We start from the raw sequence: 17,894 nt of genomic DNA on the forward strand, positions 1-17,894 counted from the left end.
CGAAGGGGATCGGCGAAAGACAAGAACAATGGCGGAACGATCGCAAAACCTTCAGGACCTGTTCCTGAATTCAGTTCGCAAGAGCAAGAACCCGCTCACCATCTTCCTCATCAACGGCGTCAAGCTGACCGGCGTGGTCACTTCGTTCGACAATTTCTGTGTCCTGCTGCGCCGTGATGGTCACTCCCAGCTCGTCTACAAGCACGCCATTTCCACGATCATGCCGAGCCAGCCGGTTCAAATGTTCGATGGCGAGGAAAGCCAGGGCGCCTGATTGGCACGTGAGAAAGACGCGGACGCTACCGTTCGCGGAAAACCAGCGCATCATCCCGGGACGGAAGCCAAGGGCCCGACCCGGGCCGTTGTCATTGTGCCCGTTCTTACCCGCCACCAGCGCAACGACGACGAGACGAACCGTCCACGGCTGATGCGTTCGGCTGATGCTCGTCATGATGAGGCCGTGGGTCTCGCCCGCGCCATCAACCTTGATCTGATCCATACCGCGGTGGTGACCGTCAATGATCCGCGCCCGGCGACGTTGCTCGGCAGCGGCAAGGTCGCGGAATTCGCAGAAATCATCAAAGAGGGACATGCGGAAGTGGTCGTCGTCGACCATCCGCTGACCCCGGTGCAGCAGCGCAATCTCGAGAAGGAGCTGGACGCCAAGGTGCTGGATCGCACCGGGCTGATCCTCGAGATATTCGGCGAGCGGGCGCGCACCAAGGAAGGCACGCTGCAGGTCGAGCTCGCCCATCTCAACTACCAGAAGGGCCGCCTCGTGCGCAGCTGGACCCACCTCGAGCGCCAGCGCGGCGGCGCCGGCTTCCTCGGCGGCCCTGGCGAAACGCAGATCGAATCCGACCGGCGGCAGTTGCAGGAAAAGATCATCAAGCTGAAACAAGAGCTGGAAACGGTGCGCCGCACCCGCGACCTGCACCGCGCCAAGCGCAAGAAGGTGCCGTTTCCGGTGGTGGCGATCGTCGGCTACACCAATGCCGGCAAGTCGACGCTGTTCAACCGGCTGACCGGAGCAGATGTGCTGGCGCAGGATATGCTGTTCGCCACCCTTGATCCGACGCTGCGCCGCGTGCGGCTGCCGCATGGCACGCCGATCATCCTTTCGGACACGGTCGGCTTCATCTCGGACCTGCCGACACACCTGATCGCGGCTTTTCGCGCCACGCTGGAAGAGGTGGTCGAGGCCGATCTCGTCATCCATCTGCGCGACATTTCTGATCCGGACACTGCGGCTCAGGCCGAGGATGTCGAGCGCATCCTCGCTGACCTCGGTGTCGACGCCGGTGACGCCAAGCGGGTCATCGAGGTCTGGAACAAGATCGACCGGCTCGACGAGGGCAACCGGAGCCGGCTGCTTGCCGACAGCGTCGATGCCAGCAAGGCGCCGCCGATTGCCGTATCGGCGGTGACCGGTGAGGGTGTCGATGCCCTGAAGGCGATCATCGAAACGCGGATGGCGGGCGAACTCGAAGACCTGACGGTGACGATCGAGCCGGCGCAATTCGGCCTTGTCGACTGGCTCTATCGCAATGGCGATGTTGTCTCGCGAAGCGACAATGATGACGGCAGCGCCACCATCTCGCTCAAGGCCACGCAAAGCGCCCGCGAAGAGATCGAAAGCAGATTGCGTCGGAAAAACAACGGGTAATGTAACTTACTTCGCGGTTTTTGCTTCCTGCCAGAGCGCTTCCATCTCGGCCAGACCAGCCTTGTCCAGCGTGTTGCCAGATTTTTCCAGGGCTTGCTCCACATAGTGGAAGCGCGACCGGAATTTTTCATTCGTGCCGCTCAGCGCCGCTTCGGAATCGACCTTCAAGTGCCGCCCGAGATTGACGACAGCAAACAGCATGTCGCCAAATTCATCCTTGATCGAGGCAGTCTCGCCCTTGGCCAGCGCTTCGCGCAATTCGCCGATCTCTTCCTCGATCTTGTCGAGGATGGGGGCTGCCTCGCTCCAGTCGAAGCCGACGCGGGCGGCCTTCTCCTGAAGTTTCAACGCCCGCGTCAGCGCGGGCAGGGCGACCGGTACGCTGTCCAGAAACCCCTTGCCATTGTCTTCCGGGTCGAGGCCGCGGGCGAGGCGGGCTTGTCGCTTCTCCGCTTTCTCCTCGGCCTTGATCTTTTCCCACATGCCCTTGGCCATGCCGGCGCTGCGGGCCTTTTCGTCGCCGAAGACATGCGGGTGGCGGCGGATCATCTTGGTGGTGATCGCCTGGACCACATCGCCGAAGGCGAATTCACCTGCCTCTTCAGCCATTTGCGCGTGGTAGACAACCTGCAGCAGGAGATCGCCGAGTTCATCGCGCAGATCGTCGAGGTCGCCGCGGGCGATGGCGTCCGCCACCTCGTAGGCCTCCTCGATCGTGTAGGGTGCGATGGTCGAGAAATCCTGTTCGATGTCCCAGGGACAACCGGTCTCTGGGGCTCGCAGCGCCGCCATGATCTCGATCAGGCGCGAAATGTCTTTCGATGGTGTCATCTAGAGCTATTCCAGGAAAAGTGTAAAACGGTTTCTGTCCGGAATTGCGTCAAAACAGTCTAACGGATGCTATCCCGCCGCCTGTCGCGCAGCCAACACCGTCAGCCGGCGCGGGAGCCTTGTCCACAGATGAGCCGCCTCAGTCGAGCACCGAAACGATCGCCTTGGCGAGTTCGTCCATGCCGTCCTCGGGCAGGCCGGCCACATTGATGCGGCTGTCGCCGACCATGTAAATGCCGTGCTCGGCACGCAGCCGCTCGACTTGCGCTTCCGTGAGGCCAAGGCGGGAGAACATGCCGCGATGGCTGGCCACGAAATCGAAACGATCGGAATTGGACTGACGCCGCAGCGCTTCGGCGAACTGGACCCGAAGCCTGAGCATGCGCAGGCGCATCTCTTCAAGCTCGGCCTCCCAGTCCGCACGCAAGGCGGCGTCTTCCAGCACGATGCGCACCGCGGCAGCACCATGGTCCGGCGGCATCGAATACATGGCGCGCGCCGCCGACAGCATCTGGCTCATCGCCACGTCCGCCTGCGCGCCATCCCTGGCCAGGACCATCGCCGCGCCGACGCGGTCGCGGTAGACAGCGAAATTCTTCGAGCAGCTCGAGGCGACGACCATTTCCGGAACTTTCGCCGCCAGCAGGCGCAAACCGAGGGCGTCGGCCTCAAGGCCATCGCCGAAGCCCTGATAGGCGATGTCGACAAACGGCAGCAGTTCGCGCTCGACGACCAGATCGGCAACGGCCGCCCACTGGGCAGCATCCAGATTGGCGCCGGTCGGGTTGTGACAGCAGCCGTGCAGCAGCACGACGTCGCCGCTCTTTGCCGTCCGCAACGTGACCAGCATGTCTTCGAAACGAACGGCGCCCGATGCGGCATCAAAATAGGGGTATTCGCGGATCTGCAGGCCGGCGGCACGCATCACCGGCATATGGTTCGGCCAGGTCGGGTCCGACAGCCAGATGGTCGCGTCCGAGCGTGTCCGCTTGAGCAGTTCCGCCACCAGCCGCAGCGCGCCGGAGCCGCCGGGCGCCTGTGCGGCGCGGATGCGCGTCATGTCGGCACCCGGACCGAAGGCGAGCTTGGCCATCACCGTGTTGAAGCCGGTATCGCCGGCAAGCCCGAGATAGGTCTTAGTGTCCTGACCCTGCAGCAGGCGCTTTTCGGCCTCGCGCACGGCGCGCATGACCGGCGTCTTGCCGTCGCGATCCTTGTAGACGCCGACACCGAGGTCGACCTTGTCGGGCCGCGGGTCGGCGCGATAAAGGCCGATCAGGGCCAGGATCTTGTCGGCGGGGGCGGGCTGCAGGGTTTCAAACATCGAACGGCTCCAATTGCGGCGGAGTGATACGCAAATCGGTCACTTTTCGCCAGCGCTTTTCCTGTCGTCTCAGTCCGCGCAAAGCTTTCTGGGGCAGCAGCGAACGATATCCTCCAGCGAACCCGGCGAAGAAAATTGGCAAGGCCGGGATTAAAATCCCCACATGCTCCGTAAACAGGACATGAAACCGTCGATGGCACGTTTTGACATCATAGGACAGCTCGGTTCGCTGCGCCGTTACGCGCGCTCGCTGACGCGCGACAGCACGGAGGCCGAGGATCTCGTGCACGATGCGCTGGTGCGTGCCTATGAACGGCGTGGCACCTTCCGCTCCGGTGGAAACCTGCGCGCCTGGCTGCTGTCGATCGTCCACAACACTTTCATCGACAAGATGCGGTCTCGCAGGTCCGAAGCGGTACGCCTCGAACAGGCCGGATACCTGGCCGACGACAGCACGCCGGCGCCGCAGGAACATTCGGTGCGCCTGGCTCAGGTGCGCGCAGCCTTTTTCAGCCTGCCGGAAGAACAGCGTTCAGCGCTGCATCTCGTCGCCATCGAAGGCCTGTCCTACCAGCAGGCCGCCGATGCCAGCGGTGTGCCGCTGGGAACGCTGATGTCGCGCATCGGCAGGGCGCGTGCCGCACTGCGCGAGATGGAAGCGGCTCCGGCGAAGGCGAAAAATCACCTCAGGATCGTTGGAGGCCCATCATGACAGCAACTGTCGATCCCGTGACCGATATCGATCTCGACGCCTATGTCGACGACCAGATCGACGTCACCCGCCGCATCGAGGTCGAGGCGTTTCTGTCCGCGAGGCCGGAGGCCGCGGCGCGCGTGATGTCGGATCTCCGAACCCGCGATGAACTGCGCGTGGCGCTTGCAGGCTCCAAGGGTATGGCGCGGCCCGCGACCGCCGATGCCGCGCGGCGGCTGGAGAGGGGGCTTGCTCGCGGCCGTATCTTCGGCGTGTTGCAGCGCGCGGCGGCGGTCGCCGCCTTCGTTGCCGCCGGCTGGCTGGCGAACGGCATCGTCGGACCGATGTCGGTGACCAAGGTCGTCGCCTCGCCGCAGCCGCCCGCCTATGTCGACGAGGCAGTGCGGGCCCACAGAACGACGCTGGTGCGCGAGAGCATGCCGTCGCAGCAGGAAGCGCCCAATTACAACGCCGGCGAGATCCGCGCCGCGACCGCCATCGTCATGCCGTCGCTGCCAGAGGACTGGAAAGTCCGTGACGTACAGATCTATCCGTCGCGCTTTGGGCCGAGCGTCGAGATGGCGGTCGAGACCCAAGACATGGGGCTGGTGTCGCTGTTTGCGATCCGACCGGGAACCTTCGACGTCGTCAAGCCGACCGTCGCACCCTCGGGTGACATCTCATCGGCCTATTTCCAGATCGGCGAGGTTGCCTACGCGGTGGTTGGACGAAGCGAGGTCCACGACCTCGACCGCGCAGCCGAGACGCTCGCCAAGACGCTTTATTGATCGATCCACAAAGGAGAATGCAAATGAACACGCCCAATCTGGGATACCGCACCCCCGCCGCCGCCCAAACCGGCGCCATCTTCGACGAGGGCCTGCGCCAGCACATGCTGCGCGTCTACAATTACATGGGCGTTGGCCTAGTGGTCACCGGCCTGGTCGCCTTCTTGATCTCGTCGACGCCGGCGCTCTACGTGCCGATCTTCTCCAGCCCGCTGAAATGGGTCGTGATGCTGGCGCCGCTCGCCTTCGTCCTGCTGTTCTCGTTCAAGATGCAGACCATGTCGGCGGCCAGCGCCCAGGCGATGTTCTGGGCGTTCTGCGCGGTCATGGGCTTGTCGCTCGCTTCCGTGTTCCTGGTCTTCACCGGAACCAGCATCGCGCGCACTTTTTTCATCGCCGCCACCATGTTCGGCGCCACCAGCCTCTACGGCTACACGACCAGGCGCGACCTGACCCAGTTCTCGTCGTTCCTGATCATGGGCCTGATCGGCGTGGTGATCGCCAGCATCGTCAACATCTTCCTCGGCTCGACGGCGCTCCAGTTCGCCATCTCGGTGATCGGCATCGCCGTGTTCATTGGCCTGACCGCCTGGGACACGCAGACGATCAAGGAACAGTATGCGGAGAATTTCGACGGCGAATCGCGCCAGAAGCTCGCCGTCTTCGGCGCCTTCTCGCTCTATCTGAACTTCATCAACATCTTCCAGCTGTTGCTGAATTTCACCGGCGAACGCGAATAACGCCTTCCTGCCTTCCTGCCGGCCTGCTCGATCAATCAGATCGGGCAGGCCCAGGCCTCGTGCTGATCATCTTGCCATCGGAGGCCAGCGAATAATTCCAACCCGAGCGTTCTGTTGCTCAAAAGTGGACCAGTAAAATATCGCGATGTCATTCAGACCCTTGCTTGGTCACGGACGGATTCGGAGCCGGGAGGAGAAGTCGGAAACCCTGCAAACGGCAGCCTGGGTCGACTCTTCGGTCGTTTTCGACAATCGGCGCTGGGTGTGCCGGGACGCTGAACTCCGCTGGACAGCTCCCCACCATCTGGTCGTACTGACCGAGGAAGGCGGGACGTCGCATACATCGATCCGCTCCGGGGAAAAGTCCGTCTACGACGGGATGGATCGTCCGGGAGACCTCACCTTCGTCCCCGCCGGTGCGGAGCGGCTTGGGACCTACCGGGACGTCAATCTTTCCTATTCGGCCCTGTGGATCGATCCCGAATTTCCAGGTAGCGAAAGCCTGGCGGATACGCCGATCCTGGTGAACAGGAGCGACAACGTCATCGCAACGCTTTTGAGTTCGCTCCGGGTCGAGATGGCGCTCGGCCACAAGCCGGACACTGGCTATGTCGAGCATCTGGCTGCGCTCGTCAGCTTGCGCGTGGCGATGCTGGCCGGCAAGCAACTCCCGGCCCCGCGTTACGGCCGTCTCAGCCGCCGCACGTTTGCCCGCATCCGGGAATACATCGAGGCACGCATCAACTCCGATATTTCGCTGCGCGAGCTGGCGGCTGTCGCAGAGATGGGAGTCGACACGTTTGCGCGCCGCTTCAAGGCGACGACCGGTCTCGCACCCTACGCTTATGTGATCGAGGAACGGGTCCGGCAGGCGGAAGTCGTGCTGCGTGAAACCGGGGTGTCCATCGGCACCATTGCCTTTCGCTTCGGCTTTTCGAGCCAGAGCCACTTCACCGCGACGTTCCGACGCCTCAGAGGCATGACTCCTCGGGCCTACCGGGTGCAGTTTTCTCCGGAATCCTGATAGTGCCGCCGATTTCCTGAAAGAAAAGCCGAGCCTGCCGGACCACGTCCATAAGCGTCAATGAGCGCACCCGACGCGCCCGCTGTCGGGCCGGGGTCGCTGTCGAGCCCTTATCACCGCGCCCGGGAGATCACGCATGGCTGAGACGGACAACAGGAACGGACCGACGCGTCGAGCGGTGCTGGAGGGAGGGGCCGCGACCGGTCTGCTGCTGGCAACCGGGCTACCGGTTGAAGCCCAGCAAATGGAGCCCGCCGTCGCAGCCGCGTCCGCCACGCCGGGACCAACGATGCCGGTGTCGCTGCGCATCAATGCCAGGGACTTTGCCGTCGAGCTCGATCCGCGGACAACGCTGCTCGACACGTTCCGCAATCATCTCGGCCTTACCGGTTCGAAAAAAGGCTGTGATCACGGCCAGTGCGGCGCCTGCACCGTCCTCGTCAACGGGCGTCGGATCAATTCTTGCCTGACGCTCGCTGTCATGCATGAGGGCGACGAGATCACCACAGTCGAAGGGCTCGCCGACGGCGACCGGCTTCATCCCGTTCAGGCCGCCTTCATCGCCCGCGATGGCTTTCAGTGCGGATATTGCACGCCCGGCCAGATTTGCTCCGCGGTTGGCATGCTGGGCGAGGCCAGGGAGGGTTGGCCGAGCCATGTCAGCGACGAAGTGGCGGCAGCGTCGGTCGCGCTCAACGATGCCGAGATCCGCGAACGGATGAGCGGCAATATCTGCCGCTGCGCTGCCTATCCGAACATCGTCGCCGCCATCCGCGACGCGGCAGGGGAGGCGTGAGCGATGCGGGCTTTCACTTATGAGCGCGCCGGGAAGGCGGAAGAGGCGGCCGCCGCGGTTGCCAATCGGCCGGACGCCAAATTCATCAGCGGTGGCACCAATCTCCTCGACCTGATGAAGCTCGATATCGAGCGGCCGGCGCATCTCGTCGACGTCAGCCGCCTGCCGCTCGACCGGATCGAGGAAACGGAGGAGGGCGGCCTGCGGATCGGCGCGCAGGTCCGCAATAGCGATCTTGCCGCCGAGCCGCGGGTGAGGTCGCAATACCCGATGCTCTCGCAAGCGCTGCTGGCGGGAGCTTCCGGCCAGATCCGCAACAAGGCCTCGACCGCCGGCAATCTCCTGCAACGCACGCGCTGCTTCTATTTCTACGACCGTAACATGCCGTGCAACAAACGCGAGCCGGGTTCCGGTTGTGCCGCGCTGCAAGGCTTCAACCGGGTGCATGCGGTCCTCGGTGCAAGCGAAGCCTGCATTGCGGTTCATCCCTCCGACATGGCGGTTGCCATGGCCGGGCTCGACGCCAGGATCGAGACCTTGTCGCCAGGCGGCGAAGCTCGCACCATTCCGATCGGCGATCTCCATCGCCTGCCCGGGACAACGCCCGACGTGGAGACGGAGCTCGGCCTTGGTGAGATGATCACCGCGGTCACCTTGCCGGCTCCTCCGCCCGGTCGGCAGCTCTATCGCAAGGTGCGCGACCGCGCCTCCTATGCCTTCGCACTAGTGTCAGTGGCGGCGATCGTCGAGAAAAGTGGCGACCGCATACGCAGCGCCCGCATCGCCATGGGCGGCGTCGCGGCCAAGCCCTGGCGCGCGACCGCGGCTGAGCAAACGCTCGCCGGCTCGGTGGCGTCCGATGACGCTTTTACCGAAGCCGCCGAAGCCGCGCTGGCCGAGGCGGTCGGGCATGGCGACAATGATTTCAAGATCCCGCTGGCCAAACGGACGGTGCGGCACACTCTCGCCGCCGCCGCCGACTAAACATTCCAGGTGAGCCCATGCACAAGACCATAACGCCTCACGGACAGTCTGCCGATTCGACCGGCTTTGCCTCCCGTTCAGGGATGAAATCTTCCCCACATGTCGGATTCATCGGTCGTCCGGTCGACCGCATCGACGGGCCGCTCAAGGTGACAGGCCGCGCGACTTACGCCTATGAGCATGCAGTCGACGGCGTCGCTTATGGATATATTCTCGGCGCCGCCATCGCCAAGGGCCGCATCGCAGAGATCGATATCTCGGACGCTGAAAAGGCACCGGGCGTAGTCGGCGTCATGACGCACCGGAATGCTCCGCCACAGCCGGATTTTGGCCCGGCGGTGACGCCGACCGTGCCGGAGGTTTTCACGCGCGCCCGCCCGGCGCTCAGCAGTGACCGCGTACGTTACTATGACGAGCCGGTGGCGATGGTCGTCGCGGAGACATTCGAGGCGGCGCGTGCCGCTGCGGGGCTCATCAGGGTGCGCTACGAAGAGGAGACGGGTACCTACGATCTCCAAGCGCATCTCAGCGATGCCTATGCACCCAGGCGGACAAATGCCGGCCTGGAGACGGACAGCGTTCTCGGCGACTTCGAGAGCGCTTTCGCGCAAGCTCCGGTCAAGGTCGATGCCACTTATCGGACGCCATTCGAGCACCACAACCCTATGGAACCGCATGCGACGATCGCCGTCTGGTCAGGCGACGATTTGACGATCCATACATCGGCGCAAACGCTTGCGAATTATCGGGCAGGCGTTGCCAGCACGCTCGGCATGCCGCCGGAGCGCGTGCGCATCGTCAGCCCCTTCGTCGGCGGAGGCTTCGGTTCCAAGTTGATTATCCATGCCGACACGGTGCTGGCAGCGCTAGCGGCGCGGGTCTTGCAGCGCCCGGTAAAGATCGCGCTTACGCGCCAGCAGATGTTCGCCAACACCGGTCATCGCGCCGAGATGATCCATCAGCTGCGTTTCGGTGCGGATAGCGACGGACGGCTCACCGGGATCTCGCATGACGTCTGGTCGGCGACGTCGAGCTTCGAAGAGTATTGCGAGCAGACGGCGGCCTTTGCCCGCTCGCTCTACGCGGCGCCGAACCGCCTCACCCGCCATCGCTTGGTTCGACTCGATATCAATCGCGGCGAATGGATGCGCTCGCCCGGAGAAGCGCCGGGTATGCTGGCCTTCGAATGCGCCATGGACGAACTTGCCGAGCGTCTTGGGCTGGATCCGATCGAACTCAGGATCCGCAACGAGCCGACACAGGATCCGGAGCGCGGTGTGCCGTTTTCGACCCGCAACCTCGTGGCCTGCATGGAGGAGGGTGCGCGTCGTTTCGGTTGGCAGGGGCGGGATCCGGTGCCCGGCCGTACCCGGGAGGGCCGCAAGCTCATCGGCCACGGCATGGCGGCGGCGATCCGTCCGAACTATATCGGCGCAACGACGGCGCGGGTCGCGATCGACCGGGACGGCCAGGTCACGGCACGGCTCGACATGACAGATATCGGCACCGGCACCTATACGATCTTGACTCAGATCGTCGCGCAAAACCTTGGCTTGCCGCTCTCATCTGTCAAGGTGGAGCTTGGCGACAGCCTTTTCCCGCGCACTGCCGGCTCCGGCGGCTCCTGGGGGGCGACGAGTTCGGGTTCCGCGCTGCATCAGGCGTGCAGCATCCTCAAGCAGCGGATCCTGGAAGTGGCACGGTCGAGCGAAGCTTCGCCGTTCCGTGGCGTCAATGTCAGCGAGGCGAACTTCGCCCACGGCGAAGTCAGGATCGGCGAGCGTTCGGCAAGGCTGAGCGATCTCATTCGCGGCATTGCCCCCGACGGGTTCGAGGCCGAAGGCTCTGTTGCCGCCGCCAATGCCACCGAAACTTACAAGGCCTATTCCCAGCACTCACACGGCGCGCATTTCGCCAAGGTCGCGGTCGATTGCGATACCGGCGAGATCCGGATGCGTCGCTTTCTGGCTGTGATTGGCGCCGGCCGCATCCTCAATCCGAAGACCGCGCGCTCGCAAATCATCGGCGGCATGAGCTGGGGCATCGGCGCGGCGCTGATGGAGGAGACGGTGCTCGATCGGCGCCACGGCCACTTCGTCAACCACGACCTTGCCGAGTATCACGTCCCGGTCAATGCCGACATCGGCGCGATGGAGGTCGTCTTCCTCGAGGAACACGATGACAAGGCCAATCCACTCGGCGCCAAGGGATTAGGGGAACTTGGCGTCTGCGGTGCGGGGGCTGCTGTCGCCAACGCCGTCTACAACGCCACCGGCGTTAGGGTGCGTGAATTTCCGATCACCCTTGACAAGGTGCTGCCCGGCTTGCCCTTGACCGCCATCTGATTAGGCAAGCACCAGGACGAAGGCGCGCTCGCCCTTGAGTCCGCGAAGGCTTTTGCTAACCTGGCTATCCCGCCAGCAAACCGCGAGGACATATGGAACAGGACAGCCAGACGCTTCACGGCGACGGCATCTCGGCGACTGTCGTCGGGCAGGGCGCCGAACTGGTCTCTCTGCGCGATGCCGACGGCACAGAGTTTCTATGGCAGGCCGGCCCGGAATGGCGGCGTCACTCGCCGGTGCTGTTCCCGATCGTCGGGCGGCTCAAGGGCGACCAGTTGCGCCATCGCGGCCGAACCTATCCGATGACGCAGCATGGGTTCGCGCGCGACAAGCCGTTTGCCTGGGCGCAGAGGGGACCAGGATCCTGCACATTGGTCCTCACCGACGACGCGGATACCCGTGCGCATTACCCCTTCGCCTTTCGCCTGGCGGTGACCTACGCGCTGGACCGCAAGCAACTCAGTGTGAGCTTCGACGTCACCAACACCGGCGACGAGCAGCTACCGGCATCGATCGGGGCGCACCCGGCGTTCAATTGGCCATTGCTGCCGGATCTGGCCAAGACGGATTATCGGCTGATCTTTGCCGATGACGAGCCTGCGCCGATCCGCCGCCTGAAGGACGGTTTGCTGTTGCCGACACCGCAGCCGACGCCTGTCGAGGGCAATATCCTGGCGCTCTCCGAGCGGCTATTCGACGAGGACGCAGTCATTCTCGATCAACCCGCCAGCACCAGCGTGCGTTATGCCGCCCAGCGTGGTCCGGCGATCGAGATATCCTGGCAGGGATTTCAGGAGTTGGGCGTCTGGTCAAAGCCGGGCGGCGCGCCGTTCCTGTGCATCGAACCCTGGCACGGCATCGCAAGCCCGGTGGACTTCGACGGCGATTTTGTCGACAAGCCGGGCCTGATGCTGATCGCGCCCGGTGTGAAGCGCATGCCCAGCTATCAGATACGGCTGCTGTGACGTCCCTGATCGATAGATCCGGCCCTACCGGCGGTGACCAATGAAGCTGTACTTCAGCCGCAATCCCAATCCTCGACTGGCGGTCGCGGTGGCACGCCATCTCGATGCGAAAGTCGAATTCGAGTTCGCCTCGCCGTTCGCTCCGGGGCAGGTGGAGAAATATCGCCCGCTAAATCCCAATCTCTCACTGCCCATACTCGTGGAAGAAGAGGGAAAAAGCCTCTGGGAAGCAGACGCCATAGCCTGCCGGCTTTCGCGCGGCACACATTCTGATTTCTGGCGCACCGGCGATGACGAACCCGAGATGATCCGGTGGCTCAGCTGGGGCAAGGAGCACTTCGCATTCGCTTGCGACACGGTGCATTTCGAACGTGGCACCAAGCAGCGGTATGGCATAGGCCCGATTGATCAGCAGCGGGTGGAGGAGGGGCTTGAACATTTCCACACGGCCGCCGCAATAATCGAGGCCGTGCTTGCCGAGCGGCGATGGCTGGTCGGAAATTCGGTTTCCTATGCCGACTTTCGAATGGCGACTTTTCTGCCGTTCAACGACGTCGCCAGATTGCCGCTCCACGACTATCCGTCCGTCAGCCGCTGGTATCGTCGCCTGGAAGAGATCGACGGCTGGCGCGATCCTTTCAAAGGACTGGATGCGCCCGAATTGCCGCCGGTCCCGCGAATGGTGGCAAATTAGCGCCCAGGGCGTCGGGCGCTGGACATGCGTGCAGAGGCGAGGGGATCGGATGAAAATCTATGTTCTGAGCGTGGTGGAGGGACAGGAATGGGTTCTTCCGCGACAGGCAGACGACTACGAGCTATTCGCAGCCCTTGGTGGCCGAAGGCAGACAGGATGGCATTCGCCCCGGATGGAATTTCTGCGCGAACTCGATGACGGATCCCCCCGGCAACATTCAGATTTTCCCTGGCTTGGTGAGGAGGTGCTCATCCTACGGGCGAAGGCGTTGGAGTTGCTGCGGTCAACCCTCGAGCCGTATGGCGAGTTCCTGTCGCTTCGTTCCGACGAGCCCATATCGCTCTTCAACGTCACCACTGTCGCCGATGCGCTGGACGAAGAACGCTCAAAGATCGTTCGCTTTGACGATGGCGGCATAATGATGATCGAAAGCACCGTTCTTCGACCGGGCGCCATCGGCGACGCCGAGATATTCAAGCTGCCGGAGCGTGCCGATGGTGTGCGAGTATCCAGTATCTATCTGCAGGAGACGATCGTGCGCCGGATCGGGGAACTGGGGCTCAAAGGCATTGCTTTCAACATGGTCTGGAGCGACGAGCCGGTCGGTCGAGACAGGGTCGAATACCCCGGCACGGAAAGGCGCGCGCCGGCTTCATCCGCAAGTTCGCTCAGACGCATTCTGGCCGCTCTGCTGCGAAAAGCAGGGTTTTGATATCAAACCTGCCGCACGATGGTGCCGATCACATTGACAAGAAGGCGCGCGGCGGTCAGGGCCGACAGGCCGTCGATGTCGGCGGGAGGATAGAGTTCGACCAGGTCGAATCCTGCGATCCTGGCCCGCCTGCCGCACCCGGCGATCAGGTCGATCACCTGCGTGTAGGTGAGGCCGCCGGGCGTGCGGGCCGCCACGCCCGGCATGATGCCGGGATCGAGGCTGTCGCAATCGAGGGTGACGACGACCCGTGCGCCTTCCGGAATATGCCGGAGTGCGGCTTCGACACCCTGGGCGTGGATCTGGCGGGCGGTCACGAAGCGGCTGCCATAGCGCCGTGCCGCTTCGATCTCGGTGATGCCTGCGCTGCCGACGCTGCGCAGGCCGACCTGCACCATGCCGGCGACATGCGGCATCTCGCTCGCCCGGCGCATCGGGCTCGAATAGCCGTAGCGCTCGCCATGCACCTCGTCGCGCCAGTCGATATGGGCGTCGATCTGCAGGACCCAGACCGGGCCGTGATCCGCAAAGCCTGCCAGGAAGGGAATGGTCACGGAACAGTCGCCGCCGAGCAGGACCGGCACCGCCGGCAATGCCAGGGTTTCGCGCGTTTTCGCCTCGATCCGGGCTCGGTTGCCGGCATTGTCATGCATGGTGGTCAAGATATCGCCGGCGTCGATGCAGCAGACCGGCTTGTCGTCGAACAGCGGGCCACCGAGATCGAAATCCCAATGCTGGACGAGCGCGGCATCGTCCTGGCTCGCAGCGCGAATAGCGTCGGCGGCCAGGGCATGGCCGCTGCTGTCCTTGCCGGGATAGGTGCTGCCGTGGCCGGCTGCGAACATCACTGCACGGGGCACCAGGCCATCGGCGAGGCGATCGGGAAAGCCTAGAAAGGGAGGGGAGGCGGTCATTCCTTGATGGTCCTCGATGGTCTGGCTGAATTTCGGTGTTGCCGGCAACTATCGACCGGCCGCCTGGTGCCCTCCATCGGGCATTCCCGGCCGCTGGGAAAATATCTCATGATTGCGCAGACGTAAGGGTGCTTATTCTTTCACCGCGCCGGTCATCGAGGAAACGTAGTGCTCGACAAAGAACGAATAGAGCACAACGACCGGCAAGGAGCCGATCAGCGCTCCCGCCATCAGCGCCCCCCATTCGTAGACGTCGGAGCGCACAAGCTCCGTCAGCACGCCCACCGGTACCGTCTTGTTTTCGGACGACTGGATGAACGTCAAGGCATAGATGAACTCATTCCATGACAGGGTGAATGCGAATATGCCGGCAGAAATCAGGCCGGGCACCGACAGCGGCAGCACGATCTTGGTGAGGATCTGCCACCGGCTCGCCCCGTCTATCAGTGCGCATTCTTCCAGTTCAAACGGGATGGAGCGGAAGTAGCCCATCAAAAGCCACGTGCAGAACGGGACCAGGAAGGTCGGGTAGGTAAGGATGAGCGCGAAGGGCGTATCGTAGAGCCCAAGGTTGAACACCATCACCGACAGCGGGATGAACAGGATCGAGGGCGGCACAAGATAGGCAAGGAAGACTGCGAGACCGACCTGACGTGCCCCGGAAAACCGCAGTCGTTCGATCGCATAGGCCGCGAACACCGCAGCCAGCAGCGACAGGAAGGTGGCGGCCGTCGAGATGATGATCGTGTTGAGCAGCCAGCCCGGATAAGACGTATCGAAGAGGAGATAGCGGATGTGCTCCAAGGTCGGATGCACGACCCAGAACGGATTGAAATTTGCATAGTCGGTCATTTCGAGATTGGGCTTAACAGCCGTGATCGTCATCCAGTAAAACGGGAACAGCAGCACGATGACGAACACCAGCAGCGGCAGATAGACCGTCACCACACGACGCGGCACGCTCTGCAGGTAGCCCATGCCACCTTCGTCGATGTCCGAACGTTTCGTTTTTGCGATCGTGGCCATTGTCAGTCTCCGCCGCCCTGCTGCCATTTGCGGCGTTGCAGGCCGAAATAGCTGAACAGGATCGCTGCAAGCAGGAATGGGATCATGGCGACCGCGATTGCGGCGCCCTCGCCAAGCTGGCCTCCGGAAATGCCGCGCTGAAACGACAATGTCGCCATCAGATGGGTGGCATTCACCGGTCCGCCGCGGGTCAGCACATAGATCAGCTGGAAATCGGTGAAGGTGAACAGCACCGAAAAGGTCATTGTGATGGCGATGATCGGCGTCAGCAGCGGCAGCGTCACATAGCGGAACAATTGCCAGCGGCTGGCGCCGTCGAGCGTGGCAGCCTCGTAAAGCGACTGCGGAATCGTCTGCAAGCCTGCAAGCAGCGTGATGGCCACGAATGGAATGCCTCGCCAGACATTGGCGGCAATGACCGACGCGCGCGCGTTTTCCGGATCGCCGAGGAAATTGATGCGATGGTCGATCAGGCCCATTTCCATGAGCGCCCACGACAGAATGGAGAACTGCGAATCGTAGATCCACCAGAAGGCGATGGCCGACAGCACCGTCGGGACCACCCACGGCAGCAGGACAATCGCGCGGAAGAACGATTTGAACGGAAGGTTCTGATTGAGGATAAGCGCCAGCCAGAGGCCGAGCACGAATTTCAGGATAGAGGCGCTGATCGTGTAGAGCAGGGTGTTGAAGACGGAGAGCCAGAAGACGGCGTCACTCCACAGATATTGATAGTTCTCGGTGCCTATGAAGATACCGGGGCGGCCGATGCGGGCATCGGTGAAGCCGAGCCAGACGCCGAGCCCAAGTGGGTAGGTCAGGAAAACCAAGAGAAGCGCTGCCGCCGGTAGCATGAAGCCGAAGCCAAGGGCGTTGCGGCTTTCAGACAGGCGCGAAAGGATCGACGGACGCGGCTGGGCGGCAACGGACGGCACGGCCATGAACAGCTCCTCAGGAGGTCTCCTTGGTCGGCTCAGGCGGCCGCCAAGCGATTTCAGGAACGGACCGGGCGGCATGATGGCTGCTGCCCGGCTCAGCTGTGCTCTTAGACCCGATAGTACCGGTTTGCGCGCTTCTCCGCCTCTTCCATCGCCTCCTGCGGCATGGCCTGGCCTGTCACGGCCTTGGCGAACATGTCGACCAGGACATAGTCGGCCATCGTCGCTGCCGAAGCGTAGCCGAGCGGCCCGGCATAGCCGTTGGGACGCAGCGTCGCCGAGGCCTTCGCGTATGCGGCATTGTTCGGGTCGGCCGTCCACACCGGATTGTTGTCGAAGGCTTTGAGTGTCTGGCAGCAATAGCCCGCCGAGGAGGTGATCCAGTCGGACATTTGCGGATCCTCGAACATGAACTGCAGATAGGCCTTGGCCGCGTTGGGGTAGGGCGTGTAGTCGAAAATGACGGCCGTGGTCACCTGGAACAGTTCGACGGATTTGCCGACAGGACCGATCGGCAGGTTGGTCGTGCGTATGTCCTTGGCGATTTCAGCCAGTTTCGGATCCTTGTCCTTGTTGATCTTGGCCGTGTTGTAGGCGGAAATGCCGTTGGCGATCACACCCAGCTCGCCGGCCAGGAAAGCGCGGTTGTTGTTGACGTCGAGCCAGCTTTCGGTCCCGGGAATGAACGTCTTGTAGAGTTCCTGCGCGTAGGCGATCGCCTTGAGGGTCTCGGGGCTGTTGATCGCCACTTTGCCGCTCTCGTCGACCATCTTGCCGCCATGGCTCCAGAGCAGCCAGTGAGCGTAGTTGTTGCCGTCGCCGACGCCGTGGCCGTGCGTGAAGCCAGCTGGATGTCCTTTTGCCTGCAATGCCTTGCACAGTTCGAGGAAGCCTGCCGTGTCCTTCGGAAACTCCGAGAAGCCAGCCTCCTTCACCCAGCTTTCCCGATAGACGATGGCATTGCCGATCGTGGCCAGGGGCAGGCCGATGAATTTGCCGTCCCGTGTCGCATATTGCTTTGGCCCGTCGTGCCAGCCGCCGTATTTTGCGCCCAGATACTCGCCCAGTTCCGTCACGTCGTGCAGCTTGTCGGGATACTGATGTGGGTCGTCGAACCAGACGAACATGAGGTCCGGGCCGGAGCCGACATTAGCGGCAACCGCCGCCTTGGGGCGAATGTCCTCCCAGCTTTCCTTGTCGACGCGAACCTCCACTCCTGTCGCCTCGGTGAAGCGCTTGGTGTTGGCCAGCCATTGGTCCTCATCGCCTTGCACGAACGGAGACCAACGCAGCAGCCGCAGCTTAGCACCGTCCTCGGGCTTGTATTTCAATCCCTCCTGGGCAAATGCCGGCGAGCCGACAAACCGGCTTCCCAAGGCTCCGGCCGCAACACCTGCGGTCGTGCGGATTACATCGCGTCTCGTGAATTTCATGGTCGTCTCCTCCGGTTTAT

General features: G+C 63.0%; 18 protein-coding genes. 12 read left to right on the forward strand and 6 right to left on the reverse strand.

The features are described from left to right. The first annotated feature begins 28 nt into the window (after positions 1-28). Complete coding sequence (hfq, locus tag NKI73_RS27970; RefSeq protein ID WP_006202172.1) at positions 29-274, forward strand: RNA chaperone Hfq; 246 nt, start codon at positions 29-31, stop codon at positions 272-274. After that, positions 275-1,666 carry a GTPase HflX gene (gene hflX / locus NKI73_RS27975; protein ID WP_352634507.1) on the forward strand — a complete coding sequence of 464 codons (1,392 nt, stop codon included), beginning with the start codon at positions 275-277 and terminating at the stop codon, positions 1,664-1,666. It begins immediately after the preceding gene. Between the two features lie 6 nt (positions 1,667-1,672). Here the strand turns inward: hflX and mazG are convergent, their stop codons facing one another. Both mazG and NKI73_RS27985 read right to left on the reverse strand, forming a co-directional pair. Then, a complete protein-coding gene (gene mazG, locus NKI73_RS27980) occupies positions 1,673-2,497 on the reverse strand; it encodes a nucleoside triphosphate pyrophosphohydrolase (protein ID WP_352634509.1) in 825 nt (274 codons plus the stop codon). A 139-nt stretch (positions 2,498-2,636) separates the two neighbouring features. After that, positions 2,637-3,821: an amino acid aminotransferase gene (locus NKI73_RS27985; protein ID WP_352634511.1), complete on the reverse strand. Its 1,185-nt coding sequence runs from the start codon at positions 3,819-3,821 to the stop codon at positions 2,637-2,639. Positions 3,822-4,014: 193 nt separating this feature from the next. Here NKI73_RS27985 and NKI73_RS27990 point away from each other — a divergent pair, with 193 nt between their 5' ends. The 10 genes from NKI73_RS27990 to NKI73_RS28035 all read left to right on the forward strand — a co-directional run bounded on the left by NKI73_RS27990 (position 4,015) and on the right by NKI73_RS28035 (position 13,563). After that, positions 4,015-4,533 (forward strand): sigma-70 family RNA polymerase sigma factor, encoded by a 519-nt coding sequence (locus tag NKI73_RS27990; protein ID WP_352634513.1) that lies wholly within the window; start codon positions 4,015-4,017, stop codon positions 4,531-4,533. Beyond that, positions 4,530-5,303: an anti-sigma factor family protein gene (locus tag NKI73_RS27995; protein ID WP_352634515.1), complete on the forward strand. Its 774-nt coding sequence runs from the start codon at positions 4,530-4,532 to the stop codon at positions 5,301-5,303. The genes NKI73_RS27990 and NKI73_RS27995 overlap by 4 nt, the downstream gene beginning before the upstream one ends. Positions 5,304-5,326: 23 nt before the next feature. After that, positions 5,327-6,043 carry a Bax inhibitor-1/YccA family protein gene (locus NKI73_RS28000; RefSeq protein ID WP_352634517.1) on the forward strand — a complete coding sequence of 239 codons (717 nt, stop codon included), beginning with the start codon at positions 5,327-5,329 and terminating at the stop codon, positions 6,041-6,043. Between the two features lie 145 nt (positions 6,044-6,188). Next, entirely contained in the window at positions 6,189-7,067 is an 879-nt protein-coding gene (locus NKI73_RS28005; protein ID WP_352634518.1) for a helix-turn-helix domain-containing protein, read from the forward strand. Between the two features lie 136 nt (positions 7,068-7,203). After that, positions 7,204-7,863 (forward strand): 2Fe-2S iron-sulfur cluster-binding protein, encoded by a 660-nt coding sequence (locus NKI73_RS28010; RefSeq protein WP_352634520.1) that lies wholly within the window; start codon positions 7,204-7,206, stop codon positions 7,861-7,863. A gap of 3 nt (positions 7,864-7,866) precedes the next feature. After that, entirely contained in the window at positions 7,867-8,847 is a 981-nt protein-coding gene (locus tag NKI73_RS28015) for an FAD binding domain-containing protein (protein WP_352634522.1), read from the forward strand. An 83-nt stretch (positions 8,848-8,930) separates the two neighbouring features. Then, on the forward strand, positions 8,931-11,192 hold the full coding sequence (locus NKI73_RS28020) for a xanthine dehydrogenase family protein molybdopterin-binding subunit (RefSeq protein ID WP_352634569.1): 2,262 nt from the start codon (positions 8,931-8,933) through the stop codon (positions 11,190-11,192). Between the two features lie 92 nt (positions 11,193-11,284). After that, positions 11,285-12,157 carry an aldose 1-epimerase family protein gene (locus NKI73_RS28025; protein ID WP_352634524.1) on the forward strand — a complete coding sequence of 291 codons (873 nt, stop codon included), beginning with the start codon at positions 11,285-11,287 and terminating at the stop codon, positions 12,155-12,157. A gap of 40 nt (positions 12,158-12,197) precedes the next feature. Then, positions 12,198-12,851, forward strand: a complete 654-nt coding sequence (locus tag NKI73_RS28030; protein WP_352634526.1) for a glutathione S-transferase family protein — start codon at positions 12,198-12,200, stop codon at positions 12,849-12,851. A 49-nt stretch (positions 12,852-12,900) separates the two neighbouring features. Continuing rightward, positions 12,901-13,563 carry an imm11 family protein gene (locus NKI73_RS28035; RefSeq protein WP_352634528.1) on the forward strand — a complete coding sequence of 221 codons (663 nt, stop codon included), beginning with the start codon at positions 12,901-12,903 and terminating at the stop codon, positions 13,561-13,563. 2 nt (positions 13,564-13,565) lie between these two features. On the opposite strand, the gene NKI73_RS28040 is transcribed toward NKI73_RS28035, so the two are convergent. The 4 genes from NKI73_RS28040 to NKI73_RS28055 form a co-directional block, all read right to left on the reverse strand. Next, positions 13,566-14,477 (reverse strand): agmatinase, encoded by a 912-nt coding sequence (locus NKI73_RS28040; RefSeq protein ID WP_352634530.1) that lies wholly within the window; start codon positions 14,475-14,477, stop codon positions 13,566-13,568. Between the two features lie 132 nt (positions 14,478-14,609). Next, positions 14,610-15,503, reverse strand: a complete 894-nt coding sequence (locus tag NKI73_RS28045) for a carbohydrate ABC transporter permease (protein WP_352634532.1) — start codon at positions 15,501-15,503, stop codon at positions 14,610-14,612. A 2-nt stretch (positions 15,504-15,505) separates the two neighbouring features. Next, on the reverse strand, positions 15,506-16,357 hold the full coding sequence (locus NKI73_RS28050) for a carbohydrate ABC transporter permease (protein ID WP_502905645.1): 852 nt from the start codon (positions 16,355-16,357) through the stop codon (positions 15,506-15,508). Between the two features lie 191 nt (positions 16,358-16,548). Then, the gene (locus NKI73_RS28055; RefSeq protein WP_352634536.1) at positions 16,549-17,874 is read right to left on the reverse strand and encodes an ABC transporter substrate-binding protein; all 1,326 of its coding nucleotides are present in this window, start codon (positions 17,872-17,874) and stop codon (positions 16,549-16,551) included. Between the last annotated feature and the right edge of the window lie 20 nt (positions 17,875-17,894).

Source organism: Mesorhizobium sp. M0496, from assembly GCF_040321205.1.
Taxonomy (GTDB): Bacteria; Pseudomonadota; Alphaproteobacteria; order Rhizobiales; family Rhizobiaceae; genus Mesorhizobium.